The organism is Streptomyces sp. NPDC001219, from assembly GCF_053597915.1.
Genome location: NZ_JBSFJF010000001.1, coordinates 122,844 through 139,440 on the forward strand (window position 1 = coordinate 122,844; position 16,597 = coordinate 139,440).

Genomic DNA, 16,597 nt, shown 5'->3' on the forward strand with positions numbered 1-16,597 from the left:
CAGGGTCAGTTCGTGCCGATCTTGGCGAGCAGGTCGACGATCCGGGACTGCACCTCGGCGCTGGTGGAGCGCTCCGCCAGGAAGAGCACCGTCTCACCGGCCGACAGCCGGGGCAGCTGCGCCGGGTCCATGTCGGCGGAGGTGTAGACGACCAGCGGGGTGTGGTCGAGCAGCCCGTTGGCGCGCAGCCAGTCGACGATGCCGGCCCGGCGCCGCCGCACCTGCATCAGATCCATCACGACCAGGTTAGGCCGCATCTGCGAGGCGAGGGTCACCGCGTCGGCGTCCGCGGAGGCCCGTGCGACCTGCATCCCGCGCCGCTCCAGCGACGCGGTCAGGGCTCCCGCGATCTCGTCGTTCTGCTCGATCAGCAGCACCCGCGGCGGATGCTGCTCGCTGTCGCGCGGGGCCAGCGCCTTGAGCAGCACGGCCGGGTCGGCACCGTAGGCGGCCTCCCGGGTGGCCTGCCCCAGACCGGCCGTCACCAGCACCGGGACCTCGGCCGCACCCGCCGCCTGACGCAGCGACTGCAGCGCGGTACGGGTGATCGGCCCGGTCAGCGGATCGACGAAGAGCGCCGCCGGGTACGCGGCGATCTGCGCGTCCACCTCCTCACGGGAGTTGACGATCACCGGGCGGTAGCCGCGGTCGCTCAACGCCTGCTGGGTGGCGACATCCGGCGCCGGCCAGACCAGCAGCCGGCGCGGATTGTCCAGCGGCTCCGGCGGCAACTCGTCGTCCATCGGCATCGGCTGACGGTCCATCACCTCTATGGCGCCGTTCGGCCCGTCCAGCGGCTCGGGACCTTCACTGCCCTCGTCCGGCGCGGAGATCGCGAACGCCCGGCCCTCACTGGCATCCATCAGATGCGGCGGGGCCGGAGGCTGCTGCGGTGCGGCCGGGTGCGCGGGCGCCTCGGCCGGAGCGGGCCCGGCGGCCGTCGCCCGCCGGTCCTCCTGCGGGGGCGCGGCGAGCTTACGGCGGCGGCCCGAACCCGCGGACGTACCGCCGGGCGGGGTGCTGCCCGGCGGCACCGGAGGACGCTGCTGATCGGCGATCTGCTGGGCGAACGGCACGCCCTGCCCAAGGGTCCGCACACTGAACGCGCGCCCCTGGGAGTGCCCCGCGGCATGCCCGTCGTCCTCGGCGGGCGGCGGCATCGGCTGGCGGTGCGCCGCGGCGGGCGTGCCCTGCGGCGGCACGGGCGGCGGGCCCGCGGCCTCCTCGGCGGGGCTGGGGCGGCCACGCCGACGGCCGGTGGGCGCCGGGGCGCTCTGCGGGTCCTGGGGCGCGGCGGGCGCGGGGGACTGCTGCGGCGCTTCGGGCGCCTGGGGCGCACCGGCGTCCGGCGCGGGGGCGATCCCGGGCGCCGTGCCGCCGGCCGTGCCCGTGGCCTCGGCGGGTTCGGTGGGCTGCGCCACGAGCCCCTCCGGGCCCGCGACAAAAGTGCCGGACGACTCGGCGTCGGCCATCGCGGCCGCCGCACGCTCCTCGGCGGCGGCCCGTCTCGCCCGCCGTCTGCCGGTCGGCTCGCCGTCCCACTCCCCTTGCGGCGCACCGGAGTTGGCGGCCGCTTCGAGCTGGTGGCCCGGCTGCGCGCCGGGCACCGACGCGTCCGGACCGGCGGGCATCGCCGCCTCCGGGCCCCCGGCCACCGGCCGCCGTGCCCGGCGGCGTCCCGTACCGGTGGCCTCCTGCTGACCGGCCGACTGCTGCGCGGGCACCTGGTCGGCCGCCGCGGGCAGCGCCGGCACGGACGGCTCCGGGGCCCGGTCGGCGGCGGCCGGCGGCAGCGCGAAGGCGGTACGCGCACCGCCCTGCTGCTGCGCCGCGGAGGCCGCCGGCGCCCGCTCGTCCGGGGCGGTCCGCTGGGGCGCCTCGGCCAGCGCCCGGCGCGCCCGCCGCCCGCCCGCCTGGACGGGGCCGAGCCCCTGCGGGCCCTGGCCGGGGGCCGCTGCCTGCCCCGGAACATGCGGACGGCCCGGTGCCGGAGTCTGCTCCGGAGCCGGGCTCTGACCTGGAATCTGCGGACCCGGCGGCAGCGGCGCCGAGCCGTTGGGCGAGGGGGCGGCGGGCCGCTGCGGACCGGCCGCCGGACCCTGGCCCGGTGCCGCGGCACCCTGCCCCGGTGCCCCCGCCGCGGGACCCTGCTGTCCGGGAGCCCCGCTCGCCCCGGAGGGGAGCGCGGGCAGTCCGCCGCCCTCGGCAGCCCCCTGCCGGGCCCGGCGCCGTCCCGTCGGCGGTACCGACTCGGCCCCCGCCATACCGGGCGGCAGCCCCCTGCCGTCGGTGGCCGGGCCACCCTGCGCGGCGTCACCCTGCGGTGCGCGCGCCCCCGGGCCGCCGTCCACCGCTGCCGGGCCCGCCGCACCCTGCGCACCGTCGCCTGCGGCACCCTGCGGCACCCCGGCCTCCGGGCCGCCCGGCTGCGCACCCTGCTCCGCACCCGAGTGCCGCGCCCGCCGACGCCCCGTCGGCTGCGCGCCCGTCTGCTCCGGCACCGCCGTACCGGCCTCGGCACCACCGCCACCGCCACCGCCACCGAGCGGCTCACCGGGCCCGCCGGAACCGCCCGGCCCGCCGTCACCACCGGAGGGGCCCTCATCGCCCTCGTGCCCGTCGTCGTCCGGCCCCTGGCCGCTGCCCGGGGCCGCCGCGTCGCCCTGCGTGCCGCGCGCCCGCGCCGCCGGTACCGGCATCACCGTCGTCTCGTTGCCGGTCGGCACCTCCGTTCCGGACGTCGCACCGTCCGGGGGCGTACCGTCCGCCGCCATCGGCAGCTCCAGCACATACGCGCTGCCGCCCGCGCCGGGCCCGCCGCCGGGCACCTCATGCGTCTGCATCAGCCCGCCGTGCCGCCGCACGATGCCGCGCACGATGGGCTCATGGACCGGGTCGCCGCCACTGAACGGGCCGCGCACCTCGATCCGTACGGCGTCACCGCGCTGCGCCGCCGCCACCACGATCGTCGAGTCGCCGGGAACCGGCCCCGAACGCCCGCCCGCCGCGGCCTCACCGGCCGGCATCCGGCCCGTCGAGTCCACGCCCGCGACATCCGCGATCAGATGCGACAGCGCCTGCGCGATCCGCTCCGCGTCGACCGTCGCCTCTATCGGCGGCGCATGCACCGCGAACTGCGCCCGCCCAGGACCGATCAGCTCGATCGCGCCCTCGACACCCGCCGCGACGACCCCGTCCAGGGAGACCTTGGTGCGGTTGAGCTTCTCCGTGCCGGAGTCCAGCCGCTGATAGCTCAGGACGTTGTCCACCAGCGTCGTCATCCGGGCGTGGCCGGCCGCGAGGTGGTGCAGGATCTGGTTCGCCTCGGGCCAGAGCTGGCCCGCCGGGTCGGAGGCGAGCGTGCCCAGCTCGCCCTTCAGCTCCTCCAGCGGCCCGCGCAGCGCCTGGTCGAGCACCGCCAGCAGCTGGCTGTGCCGGGCCGCCAGCGCGTCGAAGGCCCGGCGGTCGGTGAAGGTCATCACCGCGCCGACGAGCTGATCGCCGTCCCGCACCGGCGCCGTGGTCAGATCGACGGACACCGCCCGCCCGTCCTTCGCCCACAGCGCCTGCCCGCGCACCCGGTGCTTGCGCCCCGACTTGAGCGTGTCGGCCAGCGGGGTGTCCTCCCACGGCAGCGTCGAGCCGTCCGCCCGCGAGTGGTGGATCAGCGGATGCAGCTCCTTGCCGCCCAGCTCACTCGCCCGGTAGCCGAGGATCTGCGCCGCGGACGGATTGACCAGCACGACCTTGCCGTCGGCGTCCACCCCGACCACGCCCTCGGCCGCGGCCCGCAGAATCATCTCGGTCTGCCGCTGCTGACGGGCCAGCTCGGTCTCGGTGTCCAGCGTCCCGGTCAGATCACGGACGACGAGCATCAGCAGCTCGTTGCCCGTGTAGCCGTTCCGGTGGTCGGCGTACGCCGCCTCGAAGGCCGACTCGTACGGGGTCCGCCCGTCCTCCAGATTGGCGCTGGTCACCTCGACCAGCAGCTCCGTCCCGTCCGTCCGCCGGGCGACCATCCGCGTCGGCTTCGTACGGGTGCGCTCCTCCTCCTCGTCCCGGCGCCGCATGGACCCCGGGATGCGCTTGGAGTCGAAGGACGGCAGCAGATCGAGCAGCCCGCGCCCCACCAGGGCCGTGCCCGGCGCCTCGAAGGTCTCCAGCGCGATGGTGTTGGCGTTGACGACCGTGCCGTTGCAGTTGACGAGCAACAGCGCGTCGGGGAGGGCGTCGAGTATGGCTGCGAGGCGAGCAGCGCCTCGGGATGGCCTGCTGCTCACGACGACGCTTCCTCCCTGTTACCGCACCTTGCCGACCCACCGTGGCGGATCGCTGGGAGGGAGTCTACGGGCACTTGCCCGAGACGCGGAGGCGGATGACGAGGAGGTAATGCCCCGGCCGTGTGCGACTCGCCGCACGCCCGACATCTGCCCCATCGTCCTGACCTGGCCCGCTACTACGGCACGAACCGGGTCATGAACCGGTCGACGGGAGCAGGGGTTCGAAGCTGTGCCAGCGGCTGATCTCACACCCATTGGTGCGCCGGAAATCCGCGTTGACGGGCCGCCCCGCCCAGGTGCCGGTGACATGGGCGGTCGCAGGCCCGCCGTAAATCATCGTGCAGTTCGTCCCCTGCGGCACCGGCGCGAACGGGTCCCGCCCCCACCGCGTCATCCCGTCCAGCTTCGCGCAGGCCTGCCTGGCATGCCGGTGCGTACCCCGCGCCGGATGGCAGTACAGCTCGAACGTCCCGTCCTCCCGCGCCGAACCACTCCCGCGGACCGTCACGGTGAGGTGATCGACGACACCGGGGTAGGGAACGTCGGGGTCCTGGGGGGTGGCCGGGTGGTGGTCGGCGGCCGAGTGGCTGATGGGGGTGTGCCGGTGGCCGGCGGGGGCCTGGTGGTCCTCCGGGGCGGGCTGACCGGCGGTGGCGTGGTGGCCGACCGGGAGGGGGCGGCCGATGGGGAGGGGCTTGGCGGCCGGGGCGTGGTGACCGGCGCCGACGAGGCCGTCCCCGGACCGGACGTGCGGCAGCGGGATCGGGGCGGCCACCACGGCGGGCGCCGCCAGGGCCAGCACAGCGGCGGCGGAGACGACGGACACGGCGGCGGTGGTGGCGGAAGCGGCGGTGGCGGCGGAGAGACGGGACGCGGCCGTGGTGGCGGTCAGGGCGGCGGCGGTGGCCGCGGTGACGAAGGACGAGGTCCGGCGATACGGCATCACAGGCTCCAGAGGCGAGTGCGGGGCGGTACGCGGTACGTACACGCCGGGGGCGCACGACAACGCACGCCGTCGCGGCCCCGACTCCTCTAACGCGCCGCCGCCCCCGACGTTGCGCTGCAAAAACGTCTTTGCCGGGTGGCCCGCGTGCCGGGTACCGTAGGGGGCGATTGGTGACAGCCCTTGAGGCTGTGCCATTATCTGGACACGCCACAGCGTGCATGCGCGCGTGGGGTGTGTGGAGGCGTCGCCTAGTCCGGTCTATGGCGCCGCACTGCTAATGCGGTTTGGGGCTTACCCCCCATCGAGGGTTCAAATCCCTCCGCCTCCGCTCCTCTTCGTTCAGGCCCCGGTCCTCCCAGACCGGGGCCTGAACGCTTTCCCGGCCCCGCCCGTCTCGCGCCAGCCTCCGGGACGATTCAGCCTCCGGGACGATTCAGCCCAGCCTCCGGGACGGGCGCCGCGCACACCCGGACCTACGGCACCACGGCGCCGACCCTGCCGAGGACGGCCGAGGAGCCCTCCCTCTCCACAAGATCACCCACCCCGCACACCACCCACTCGGCCTCACCCGGACGGCCGCCACAAGCCCCGCCCACCACCACTCCGGAATTCCCCACCACGCACCACCGAAGTGGCCCCCGACACACCCGCCGTCGCATTCCACGCCCCCGGCGCCACTGCCGCCGCAACGCCAATGCCCTGAACCACTCCGAAGAGGGCACCCCACGCCCGAACTTCACCCGAACTTCGCCCGACCCCGCGAGGGCCCCCTGGGTCCGAGTAGCCCCTCAACCCCCGCCACAACGGCGTTTCCGCAGGTCAGAGCGGTTATGGGCAATGGATTTCGCCTCACGCCGCAGGTCATGTAATGTTGTTCCCGCAACGCCGACCGGCAAGAAAAACCGCCGGAAAGCCAAGCGCTCGTAGCTTAACGGATAGAGCATCTGACTACGGATCAGAAGGTTGCAGGTTCGAATCCTGCCGAGCGCACAGCAGATCAAAGCCCCCGCCGGGTAATCCGGACGGGGGCTTTGTCGTGGGGCTGCACGCCGGGGTACGGCGTGGTGAACCGTATGGCGGAGGCCGGGGTCGACCGTAGGCGGAGCCCGTAGGGTTCCTCCATGGTGACTGCGACTGTCCGCGAGTGGAGTGATGAGGACGGGTGGGGCGTGCTCGACTCGGCTGAGACGCCTGGCGGCTGCTTCGGCCACTTCTCCGACATCCAGGCGAGCGGCTTCCGCACGCTGTCGCCCGGACAGCAGGTCGACCTCACGTGGGAAGCCCCGGGCTTCAAGCAGGACGGCTACGACTACCGCGCGGTGAGCATCGTGCCTCGGACTGTCTGACATCCGCGCCTGACATCAACGGCGGTGCACGCCCGGTCCGCCGCAACTCGCTGTGCCCTCGCACCCGCTGCAGCGGCATGCACCCGCGTCCGGTTGGCCGAACTTGTCCAGCGGTGGTCACGCCGTGCGCGTCAGGCCGGAGCCTGATTCGGCTGTCGTCTGCAGCAGGCAGAGCGAAGCCGTCAGATGCAGCGAATCCGAGAGTCCATCGAGCTCGGGCCGGGGCTGTGACCGTCGGTGTGCCGCTCCCCGCCGGTGCCCCGGGTGCGTCTGCGTTCGTGGTAGCCGCCGCGGTGTCGTACTGCGGCTGTGGCAGGTGAAGTGTCTGCGGATGTGCGACGACGGGCTCGGGGGTGCGGCGGCATCGTGATCAGGGTCGTGAGCGACGAGATGCCCACCGTCTGGCGAGGAGCCTGGAGCAGTCGTGGACCCAACAGCGCATCGTGTGACCGGCGGCGAGGAGGCCGCGCAGGCCGTTCTTCGTGGGCGGCTTCGCGCGGCAGTGATCGATATCGCGCCCATCTTCGGATTCACCGTGAGCTACGCCGTCACGCACCGGCTCACGGTCGCGCTGGCGCTCGCCCTGGTGGCGGCCGCCGGGGTCTGTGTCTACCGGGTGGTGCGCGGGGAATCGGTGTGGCGCGCGCTCGCGGTTCTCGGGCTCGTGTGCGTCCAGGGGGCGCTGGCCGCGAAGACCGGTGAAGCCGCCAACTTCTTCCTGCCGAACCTGGTGATGCACAGCGTGGTCGTCGTGGCGAACGCCGTGGGGCTGCTGATCGGCCGGCCGCTGATGGGCGTGGTGGTGGCACTGATCACGAAGGAGGGGCCCGGCTGGCACCGGTGCCCCGTGCGGCGCCGGGCGTTCGTCAAGGGCAACCTGCTGATCCTCGCCTCAAGCGCCGTGATGCTGACGATCCAGCTGTCGCTGTACCTGTCCGGCCAGGTGGTCGCCCTCGGCACGGCCGACGCCTTCGGGCCCCCGGTCCTCGCGCTCACCCTGCTGCTGGGCTGGCGTGTCTACCGCCGCGCCCTCGCCGGCCACTCCTGCGCCACCAACTACCGCACGGACACCGAGACATCCCTCCCTCTGGAAAGGACCCTTCCGTGACGAACACCCAGCCCACGAAGACCCAGCCCACCAAGACGCAGCCCACGGTGCGGAGCTGTCCGTTCGATCCGCCGGAGGAGTACCGGGCGCTGCGGGAGCAGGAGCCGGTCGCGTCGATGACCTTTCCGGACGGTGCCGACGGCTGGCTGGTCACCAGGTATGACGACGTGCGGACGGTGCTTTCCGACCCGCGGTTCAGCGCGCGGCGCATCGTTCTGCGGCCCGGCGGTCCCGAGGGGGAGGAGGCACCGGCGCCGCCGCCGGGGCTGTTCATCATGATGGACGCGCCGGAGCACACCCGGTACCGGCGGCTGCTCACCGGGCAGTTCACCGTGCGCCGGATGCGGCAGCTGACGCCGGCGGTGGAGAGGATCGTCGCCGAGCAGCTGGACGCGATGGCTGCCGCCGAGGGGCCGGTCGACCTCGTCCAGGCCTTCGCTCTGCCGGTTCCCTCGCTGGTGATCTGCGAGCTGCTCGGGGTGCCGTACGCCGACCGGGAGGAGTTCCAGCGGAACTCGGCCACGATCGTCCGGCTGAATTCCAGCCCCGAGGAGTTCCAGCAGGCCCAGCAGGCGATGCGCGGGTACATCCACCGACTGGTGCTGGCCAAGCGGGACAACCCCACCGACGACATCCTCAGCGAGCTGGTCCGGTCCGGAGAGCTGACCGACGAAGAGCTGACCGGCGTGGGGGTGTTGCTGCTGATCGCCGGGCACGAGACGACCGCGAACATGATCGCGCTCAGCACCATGTGCCTGCTGCAGAACCCGGAGCAGCTGGCGGCGTTGCGTGCCGACCCCTCCCTGATGGACGGCGCCGTGGAGGAGCTGCTGCGCTATCTGACGGTCGTTCAGTTCGGGGTGCGGCGTACGGCGCTGGAGGACGTGGAGCTGCACGGCCGGCAGATCAGGGAAGGCAGCATCGTGGTCGCCTCCCTGGCGTCCGGGAACCGGGACGCGGCACAGCTCGCCGACGACCCGGAGCTGTTGAACCTGGCCCGGGAGCACAGCCCGCACCTGGCGTTCGGCCACGGCATCCACCAGTGCCTCGGCCAGCAGCTGGCCCGGGCGGAGATGAAGGCGGCCCTGTCGGCGCTCCTGGACCGGTTCCCGACGCTGCGGCTGGCGGTTCCGGTGGCGGAGGTGCCCATGCGCGACGACATGCTCGTCTACGGCGTCCATGAGCTGCCCGTGACCTGGTGAGACCACTCCACACCCAGCGCATCTGTCGACACACACCACGCGGAGAACGACATGAAGATCCTCATCGATGAGGGCAAATGCGTCGGCGCGGGCACCTGCGTGCTGGCCGCCGCCGACGTCTTCGACCAGCGGGACGAGGACGGCATCGTCGTCCTGCTCGACGCCGACCCGCCGCACGCGTCGCTGCCGCAGGTCCAGGACGCCGCCGCCCGCTGCCCCGCGCTGGCCATCGAGGTGGTGGAGTAGTGCCCGCCATGGACCACATCGTTCTGGTGGGCGCGTCGGCCGCGGGTCTCACCGCGGCCGACGCCCTGCGGCGCGAGGGCTTCACCGGGGCGCTGACCATGGTCGGCGACGAACTGCAGCTCCCGTACGACCGGCCACCGCTGTCCAAGCAGGTGCTGGCCGGCGACTGGGAGCCGCAGCGGTCCACCCTGCGCCAGGACGCCGACATCCAGCGGCTGGACCTGACCCTGCGGCTGGGGTGCCGGGCGACCGGCCTCGACACGGCGGACCGCGTCGTCACCCTGGCGGACGGCGACCGGCTGGGATACGACGGCCTGATCATCGCCACCGGGCTGCGCCCCCGCCGCCTGCCCTTCGGCCACGAACTGGCCGGCGTGCACGTCCTGCGCACTCTGGACGACACCCTGACGCTGCGCGCCCAGTTGTCGGCCGGGCCCCGGGTCGTGGTGATCGGTGCCGGATTCCTCGGCAGCGAGATCGCCGCCACCGCACGCGGTCTCGGCCTGGACGTCACCCTCGTCGACGTCGAGTCCGCCCCGATGGCCAGGCAAGTCGGCCCCTGGGTCGGCGGTTTGGTGGGGGAGATGCACCGGGAGAACTGTGTCCGCTTGCGCATGGGCCGCCACGTCACCGGCATGACCGGCGAGAACGGCCACGTCACCGGCGTGACCCTCGACGACGGCAGCCGGCTGCCCGCCGACGTCGTCGTGGTCGCGATCGGCTCGGTGCCGGCGACCGACTGGCTGGCCGGCTCCGGGCTCCCGCTGGGCGACGGGGTGCTCTGCGACCGCACCTGCCGCGCCGCACCCGGGGTGTACGCGGCAGGAGACGTCGCCAACTGGCCGCACCCCGTGGCCGGCGGCCGGGTCCGCCTCGAACAGCGCACCAACGCCACTCAACAGGCCATCACCGCCGCCGGAAACCTCCTTGCCGGCCCGGCGGCGGCCGTGCCCTACGCACCGGTCCCGTTCGGCTGGACCGACCAGTACGACACCAAGATCCAGACCTGCGGCTGGTGCCCCTCCGACGCGACCGTGGAGGTCGTCGACGGGCATCCACAGGCACGTGCGTTCGTCGCGCTCTACAAGGTGGACGGCCGTGTGGTGGGCGCGCTCGGCTGGAACAGCGCACGCGCCCTGCGCGCGTACCGCAGGCACCTCACCGGGAACGGCGCCGCGAGGTGAGCCGTCCGCCGCATGACAGGCCGGTACGCGCGGTCCCCCTCGTTCGATGAGCGGTCCGCCTCCTTCGATGAAGCCGTACGCATCGCAAGGCCGCACGCACCGCGGGGCCGGACCGCCGTCATCGCCGGTCCGGCCGGGGCTGCGTACCGTGGGAGAGTGCAGATGACCGACCGGTTCCGCGAGTGGCGGCGGGCGGCCCGGCCCCCCGTGGTCGACCTGGTCGTCGCGCTGGGCTGCTTCCTCCTGACCTCCCCGCTGACCCTCGCGTTCGCCTACGTCGACCACGCCGCGGTCTCCTGGTCCCTCGGCGCCCTCGCGCTCTCCTGTGTGCCGCTGCTCGTCCGACGGCGCTGGCCGCTTGCCGTGGTCGCGGTGACCGTGGCCATGGCGCTGGCCCAGTTGACCCTGCCCCAGCTCCCCAGGCCGACGCCCGCCGCCACGGCCGTCGCTCTCTACACGGTGGCGATCCTCACCGGCCGGCGCAGGGCGTGGGGCGCCGGCATCCTGGCGGCGGCCGTGCTCATCACCGGGTCGCTGCTCCTCCGCCAGGGCGGCGAACAGCTTCCGCGGTCCCCCGCCCTGGCGGAGAAGCTTCCGTCGTCCCTTGCCCTGATCGCCTGGACGCTCTTGGCGGTGGCCATCGGAGACGCCGTCCGCAGCCGCCGCCAGGTGCTCGCCGCCGCCGTGGAGCGGGCCGAGCGGGCCGAGCGCACCAAGGAGGCGGAGGCCCGCCGCCGGGTCACCGCGGAACGCCTCCGGATCGCCCGGGAGCTGCACGATGTCGTGGCTCACCACATCACCCTGGTCAACGCCCAGGCAGGCGTCGCCCACCACCTCATGCGCACCGACCCCGAGCACGCCTACCAGGCGCTCGAACGGATTCGGGACACCAGCCGGGGCGCGCTGGACGAACTGCGCGCCACCGTGGGACTGCTCCGGTACGGCGAGGACCCGGTCGAGCCCCGCGAACCGGCGCCCGGACTCGCCGGTCTCGACGGTTTGCTGGACTCCTTCCGCCACTCCGGCCTCCACGTCACGCTGGAGCGCACCGGGGAACCGGGCGGGCTGTCACCGATCGCCGATCTGACGGCCTATCGGATCATCCAGGAGGCCCTGACCAACACGCACAAGCACGCCGGCCCGGCCTCGGCGCGGGTCCGTCTGGACTTCCGCACCGATGTCCTGCGGATCGCCGTCGAGGACGACGGCCGTGGCACCGCGGGAAGCGGCCGTGGCACCGGCCCCGCCGCCGCGGGCGCCGAAGGAACGCCCGAGGCCGGCACCGGCCACGGCATGATCGGTATGCGGGAACGGGCCAGGTCCGCCGGAGGTACCCTCGCCGCCGGACCGCGCCCCGGCGGGGGCTTCCGTGTCGACGCCGAACTACCGCTGCGCCCCGGCCGAAAGGGCTGACCATGACCATCCGTGTGCTGCTCGCCGACGATCAGGCCCTCCTGCGCGGCACCTTCCGGATGCTCGTCGACTCCGCCCCCGGCATGGAGGTCGTCGCGGAGGCCGCAACGGGCCGCGAGGCCGTCGACCTGGCCCGCAGCCACCGCGCCGACCTGGTGCTGATGGACATCCGGATGCCCGACCTCGACGGTCTCGCCGCGACCCGGCTGATCAGCGAGGACGAGGACCTCGCCGGTGTGAAGGTCCTGGTGCTGACCACCTTCGAGAACGACGAGTACGTCGCGGAGGCGCTCCGCGCCGGGGCGAGCGGCTTTCTCGGCAAGGGCATCAACCCGGACGAACTCCTCGACGCGATCCGGGTGGTCGCCGCCGGTGACTCCCTGCTCTCGCCGACCGCGACCAAGGCCCTGATCGCCCGTTTCCTGGCCCAGCCCGCACCACCCTCCGGACGGGCCGCGCCACCGCAGTTGGCCGCCCTCACCCCGCGGGAGCGTGAGGTGGTCACCCTGGTCGCCGCCGGCCTGTCCAACGACGAGATCGCCGAGCGCCTCTTCGTCACCCCGCTCACCGCCAAGACCCACGCGAACCGCGCGATGACCAAGCTGGGCGCCCGTGACCGGGCCCAACTCGTGGTCATCGCCTACCAGACGGGACTGGCTCGGCCCGACGGGGGATGACCTCCGGCACCGGATTGCCGGGGGCTCCGACCGGTTGGTGACCACTGCTCAGTTCGCTTGCTGTGGGCTGACCTTGTGGGGTCGGGGCGGCGCCGGCCGGACGTGGGAAAAGCCGGTCGGGGTGGGGGTGGGGTTTCTATGATTGGGGTGGGAATTCGGGTGAGGGAAGGGGCCGGGGCGGGTGGAGGTCAGGCTGTCGGTCGGGGGTGGCGTGGGGGATGACGGGGAGGCCGGGGCCGCTGAGGGGGCGGTCTCGTTGTACCGGTGGCTGGTGGCCGAGCCCGAACTGCGGGGGCGGGCGCGGGTGTCGCTGGGGGCGGAGCAGCCGGAGCCGGGGCATATGGGCGGCGGGACGCTGGATCTCGTCAACGTCGTGCTCGCCAACGGCATCGCGCTGGGCAGTCTGATCACCGCGGTGGCCACCTGGCGGGGCTCGCGGCCGCGGCCGCCGCAGATCCGGCTGGAGCGGGACGGGGTGGTGGTGACGCTCCAGGACGCCTCGCCCGAGGCGGTCGAGCGGGTTCTGCGGGTCTGGAACGAGAGCGGTGCGCCCGCTCCGGCGCCGACGGACGGAGACAGCGAGTAGCCGTGGCGGTCTTGTCGGACCCGGCCCGCTCGGAGGCCGTACTGGTCGGCGTGCATGACTACGCCCACCTGGAGAAGCTGCCGGCGGTCGCCCGGAATCTGGAGGGGCTGCGGGACGCGCTGACCGATCCCGCGGTGTGGGGGCTGCCCGCCGAGGCGTGCACGGTGCTCTCGCAGCCCGGCAGTGCCGGGCAGGTGCTGGACACGGTGCGGGAGCGGGCCCGCAAGGCCCGTGACACCCTGCTCGTCTACTACGCCGGGCACGGTCTCACCGACCTGCACACCGACGAGCTCTACCTCGCCCTGCCCGACTCGGACCAGGAACGTGAGTACACCTCGCTGCGGTACGAGTACCTGCGCCGGGCGGTGCTGGATCAGCAGGCGGGGGCCCAGCGGACCGTGGTGATCCTCGACTGCTGTTACAGCGGCCGCGCGCTGCTGGGGCGGATGAGTGCCAGCGAGCACATCGCGGACCAGGCGGTCGTCGAGGGGACCTGCCTGCTGACGGCCTCCGCCGAGACCCGGCCCGCGCTGTCACCGCCCGGGGAGACCTATACGGCGTTCACCGGTGAGCTGATCACGACGCTGACCCAGGGGGTGCCGGACCGGCCCGATCCGCTCGACATGGACACCCTCTACCGGCACCTTCGCGGACGGCTGGCGAGCAGGTCCCGGCCGGTGCCCCAGCAGCGCAACCGCAACACCGGGGGCCGTATCGCGATCGCCCGCAACCGGGCCGTACCGGAGGGGGACGGATCGGACGGGACTGCGCCGGGCGGGGCCGGGTCGCCGTCGTTGTCCGGCCCGGAGAGTCTGGCCTCCCGGGAGAGCGAGGCCGAACGGCGGCTCGCGGAGATGGAGCGGCGCGCGGAGCGGCTGCGGCTGGAGACCGAGGCGCTGCGGGAGGAGGCGGAGCGGCGCGCCCTCCAGACGGTGGAGACCGCGCAGCGGCTGGCGAACGCCCTGGCCGCCTCCGCCGACCCGGCCTTCCAGCCGGTCTGGTTCGCCGTGCCGGCCACGCGGCCGCTCATGGGACAGGACGGCTCCCTGGAGCCGGCGGGGGAGCTGGTGCCGGGGATCTGGTACCTCGCCGTCGAGCAGCGGGGCAAGGCCCTCGTGGTGCAGACCGAGGAGGGGAACCGGGGGCTGCTGCTGGACGCGGAGGGGATCGAGCGCGGGTACTACATCGACTTGGGGCCGGGCGCCGGGGCGCCGGGTTTCGAGCCGTTCTGGTTCGCCGTCCCGGAGGCCCGCGAACTCGTGCGTGAGGACGGCTCCCGGCCCCGGAAGGCGGTGGCGGAGCTGGTGCCGGGCGTCTGGTACCTCGCTGTCGGGCAGCGCGAGGGGGCCCTCGTCGCGCGGACCGAGGACGGCCGCCGGGGACTGCTGCGTGACACGGACGGCATCCAGCACGGGGGCAGTGACGTGGCGGAGAGCGCGGCCCGGGAGACCCTGCGCAAGGCCAAGAGCCTGGCCGGGGCCGTGTCGTCCGCCCCGGAACCGGACTTCCAGCCGTTCTGGTTCGCCGTCCCTGCGCCCCGCGAGATCCTGAGCCCGGACGGCTCCCTGGAGCCGGTGGCCGAACTGGCGCCCGGCACCTGGTACCTCGCCGTCGAGCAGCGCGGAACGGCGCTCCTGGCGCAATGCCAGGACGGACGGCGGGGGTTGCTGCTCGACACGGAGGGCATCCAGCGGGGTTGAGGCGGCGCCGGCGGTGGCGCCGGTCGTTGGGCGCTGGGTGTGGGGCCGTCGTGTGGCGTGGCGGGGCCTGGGCGTCCGTAGGCCGGGTCAGAGAGTGGCGTCCAGTACGGGGGTCAGGTGGTCGCGTACGTGCCGCGCTGTGTGGAGGGCGTCGCGCCCGGCGACGTCCACGGGGAGGACGTGCCACGGGGTGGCGGCCAGCAGGCGGCGGGTCAGGGCGGTTTCGTGGCGCAGGTGGGCGGCGGCCGAGGGGAGGTCGTGGACGGAGCGGGTGCCGGGCGAGGCGGCCAGCTTGCTGAGGAACCATTCCTCCCAGCCGGGGCCCTCGCGGTCGACGGCGCGCCGGAGGGCGGTCGCGGGGTCGTCCTGGACGTAGACCACGGTCACCCGGGCCGGTTCGACGGCGGTGGCCAGCTCGCGCAGGAACCGGGCGATGGCGGGCTCGTCATGCCCCCAGGTCACCAGGGACGGGATGAAGGGGAGCAGGGCGTCGGTGACCAGGACGTCGACGCCCGCGGCGCGGGACTCGGTGACGTAGGCGCGGGTGGCCGCGATCAGGGTCTCGGGGCGGACGCTGTGGGCGCCGTCGGCGAACTCCTCGGCAACGGGGCGGAAGGCGGGCCGGGTGAGGATGTCGGCCTCCTCGAAGTGGTCGACGGCGGCTCCGCTGCCCCTCGTCCAGTCGGCCAGGGAACGGCAGAGGGTCGACTTGCCGACCCCGGGGCTGTTGCCGGCGACCGCGATCAGGTGGAGGGGGCGTGCCGGGTGAGGGGATTCTGCGGGGGTTGCGGTGGATGTGGGCTGTGTGGGCCGCGTGGGATGGGTTGGGGTCATGGCGCCAGTTTGCCAAAAATGGGGTCAACGGGGCTGTGTTGACCGGAAGTTGGGGCGTGAGGGGTGGGGCGGGCGGAAAACGATTAGGTATTGGTGGAGGAGTCGCGTAGTGTTCATTTCACCGACGCGGGGTGGAGCAGCTCGGTAGCTCGCTGGGCTCATAACCCAGAGGTCGCAGGTTCAAATCCTGTCCCCGCTACTGACGCCGCAGGCCCGGTGGAAGAGATTCCACCGGGCCTGCGGCTTTTTTGTGCTGCCGTTCATCCGTGGGCCGGGGGCGGCGCGGCCGTGTAGTGGACGGCCGGGCCGGTGCGGGGCGGGGGCAGCTGGGCCAGGTCGGGATGGAGGAGCAGCTCGTCGTCGTAGTCGCCGCCGTTCTGGTGGCGGAACGGGAGCGGCTCCGTGGTGGGGAGGGCGCGCAGCCGCTCGCGCAGGCGGGTGGCGGCGGTCGCGTACGCGGTCGGGGTGGTGCGGTCCGCGCCGGGGATCAGCAGGGGCGGGACGACGGACATCCCCGTGTACCAGAGGGTGCCGTGCTGGAGGGGGAAGAGGAGGTCGTTGAGGTCTCCGTTGACGCCGCGCGGGCCGAGGGTGGCGGCGCGGGCGCCGGCGGTGGTGATGACCATGGCGCGCTTGCCGGTGAGCCTGCCGTCGCCGTAGCGCAGGGGGCGGCCGGTGGCGGGGTCGGTGAGGCCGAAGGCGAAGCCCTTGACGAGGACGCGGTCGAACCAGCCCTTGAGGATGGCCGGCATTCCGTACCACCAGAGGGGGAACTGCACGACCAGGGTGTCCGCCCAGTCGAGTTTGTGCTGCTCGGCGCGGATGTCGGGGGCCAAGTGGCCGTCCGTGTAGGCGCGTTCCGAGGCCTCGCCGACCTTGAGGCGGTCGGCCGGGTCGTGGGCGTAGTCGGCGGCGTCGACCACCGGGTTCCACTTCATGGCGTACAGGTCGGAGACCCGGTGCTGGTGTCCCTGGGCGTCGAGGGCGCGCAGGCCCTCGTCCTTGAGGGCGCTGCTCAGGGAGCGCTGGTCGGGGTGGGCGAACAGCCAGAGGACCTTCATGGCGTCCACCCTGC

At 73.6% G+C, this 16,597-nt stretch carries 13 protein-coding genes and 3 tRNA genes; 12 read left to right on the plus strand and 4 right to left on the minus strand.

Annotation, left to right across the window (positions count from 1 at the left end; genetic code table 11):
* Nucleotides 1–5: 5 nt before the first annotated feature.
* Complete coding sequence (locus ACWC9R_RS00570; protein WP_450727557.1) at nt 6–4,280, minus strand: PAS domain-containing protein; 4,275 nt, start codon at nt 4,278–4,280, stop codon at nt 6–8.
* Nucleotides 4,281–4,473: 193 nt separating this feature from the next.
* The gene (locus ACWC9R_RS00575; RefSeq protein WP_450727559.1) at nt 4,474–5,223 is read right to left on the minus strand and encodes an SSI family serine proteinase inhibitor; all 750 of its coding nucleotides are present in this window, start codon (nt 5,221–5,223) and stop codon (nt 4,474–4,476) included.
* Between the two features lie 240 nt (nt 5,224–5,463).
* Between ACWC9R_RS00575 and ACWC9R_RS00580 the strand changes: the two genes are divergently transcribed.
* From ACWC9R_RS00580 to ACWC9R_RS00630, 11 genes are all read left to right on the plus strand, one after another.
* A tRNA-Ser gene (locus tag ACWC9R_RS00580) sits at nt 5,464–5,554 on the plus strand.
* Nucleotides 5,555–6,143: 589 nt separating this feature from the next.
* Nucleotides 6,144–6,216: transfer RNA gene (locus tag ACWC9R_RS00585), tRNA-Arg, on the plus strand.
* 131 nt (nt 6,217–6,347) lie between these two features.
* Nucleotides 6,348–6,572, plus strand: coding sequence for a cold-shock protein (locus tag ACWC9R_RS00590; protein WP_450727561.1), 225 nt, complete (start codon nt 6,348–6,350; stop codon nt 6,570–6,572).
* A gap of 424 nt (nt 6,573–6,996) precedes the next feature.
* Nucleotides 6,997–7,680 (plus strand): DUF3159 domain-containing protein, encoded by a 684-nt coding sequence (locus tag ACWC9R_RS00595; RefSeq protein WP_450727563.1) that lies wholly within the window; start codon nt 6,997–6,999, stop codon nt 7,678–7,680.
* Complete coding sequence (locus ACWC9R_RS00600; protein ID WP_450727565.1) at nt 7,677–8,882, plus strand: cytochrome P450; 1,206 nt, start codon at nt 7,677–7,679, stop codon at nt 8,880–8,882. The genes ACWC9R_RS00595 and ACWC9R_RS00600 overlap by 4 nt, the downstream gene beginning before the upstream one ends.
* A gap of 51 nt (nt 8,883–8,933) precedes the next feature.
* Nucleotides 8,934–9,128 carry a ferredoxin gene (locus ACWC9R_RS00605; RefSeq protein ID WP_450727567.1) on the plus strand — a complete coding sequence of 65 codons (195 nt, stop codon included), beginning with the start codon at nt 8,934–8,936 and terminating at the stop codon, nt 9,126–9,128.
* An 8-nt stretch (nt 9,129–9,136) separates the two neighbouring features.
* Nucleotides 9,137–10,312: an NAD(P)/FAD-dependent oxidoreductase gene (locus ACWC9R_RS00610; protein ID WP_450727569.1), complete on the plus strand. Its 1,176-nt coding sequence runs from the start codon at nt 9,137–9,139 to the stop codon at nt 10,310–10,312.
* Between the two features lie 162 nt (nt 10,313–10,474).
* On the plus strand, nt 10,475–11,725 hold the full coding sequence (locus ACWC9R_RS00615) for a sensor histidine kinase (RefSeq protein WP_450727884.1): 1,251 nt from the start codon (nt 10,475–10,477) through the stop codon (nt 11,723–11,725).
* A gap of 2 nt (nt 11,726–11,727) precedes the next feature.
* Nucleotides 11,728–12,402, plus strand: a complete 675-nt coding sequence (locus ACWC9R_RS00620; protein ID WP_450727571.1) for a response regulator — start codon at nt 11,728–11,730, stop codon at nt 12,400–12,402.
* 211 nt (nt 12,403–12,613) lie between these two features.
* Nucleotides 12,614–12,988 carry an effector-associated constant component EACC1 gene (locus ACWC9R_RS00625; protein WP_450727573.1) on the plus strand — a complete coding sequence of 125 codons (375 nt, stop codon included), beginning with the start codon at nt 12,614–12,616 and terminating at the stop codon, nt 12,986–12,988.
* 2 nt (nt 12,989–12,990) lie between these two features.
* Entirely contained in the window at nt 12,991–14,688 is a 1,698-nt protein-coding gene (locus tag ACWC9R_RS00630; protein ID WP_450727575.1) for a caspase, EACC1-associated type, read from the plus strand.
* Nucleotides 14,689–14,775: 87 nt separating this feature from the next.
* Here the strand turns inward: ACWC9R_RS00630 and ACWC9R_RS00635 are convergent, their stop codons facing one another.
* Nucleotides 14,776–15,522: a hypothetical protein gene (locus tag ACWC9R_RS00635; protein WP_450727577.1), complete on the minus strand. Its 747-nt coding sequence runs from the start codon at nt 15,520–15,522 to the stop codon at nt 14,776–14,778.
* A gap of 125 nt (nt 15,523–15,647) precedes the next feature.
* Between ACWC9R_RS00635 and ACWC9R_RS00640 the strand changes: the two genes are divergently transcribed.
* Nucleotides 15,648–15,721 (plus strand) — tRNA-Met (locus ACWC9R_RS00640).
* 61 nt (nt 15,722–15,782) lie between these two features.
* Here the strand turns inward: ACWC9R_RS00640 and ACWC9R_RS00645 are convergent.
* Complete coding sequence (locus tag ACWC9R_RS00645) at nt 15,783–16,583, minus strand: NAD(P)H-dependent oxidoreductase (protein ID WP_450727579.1); 801 nt, start codon at nt 16,581–16,583, stop codon at nt 15,783–15,785.
* Nucleotides 16,584–16,597 lie beyond the last annotated feature (14 nt).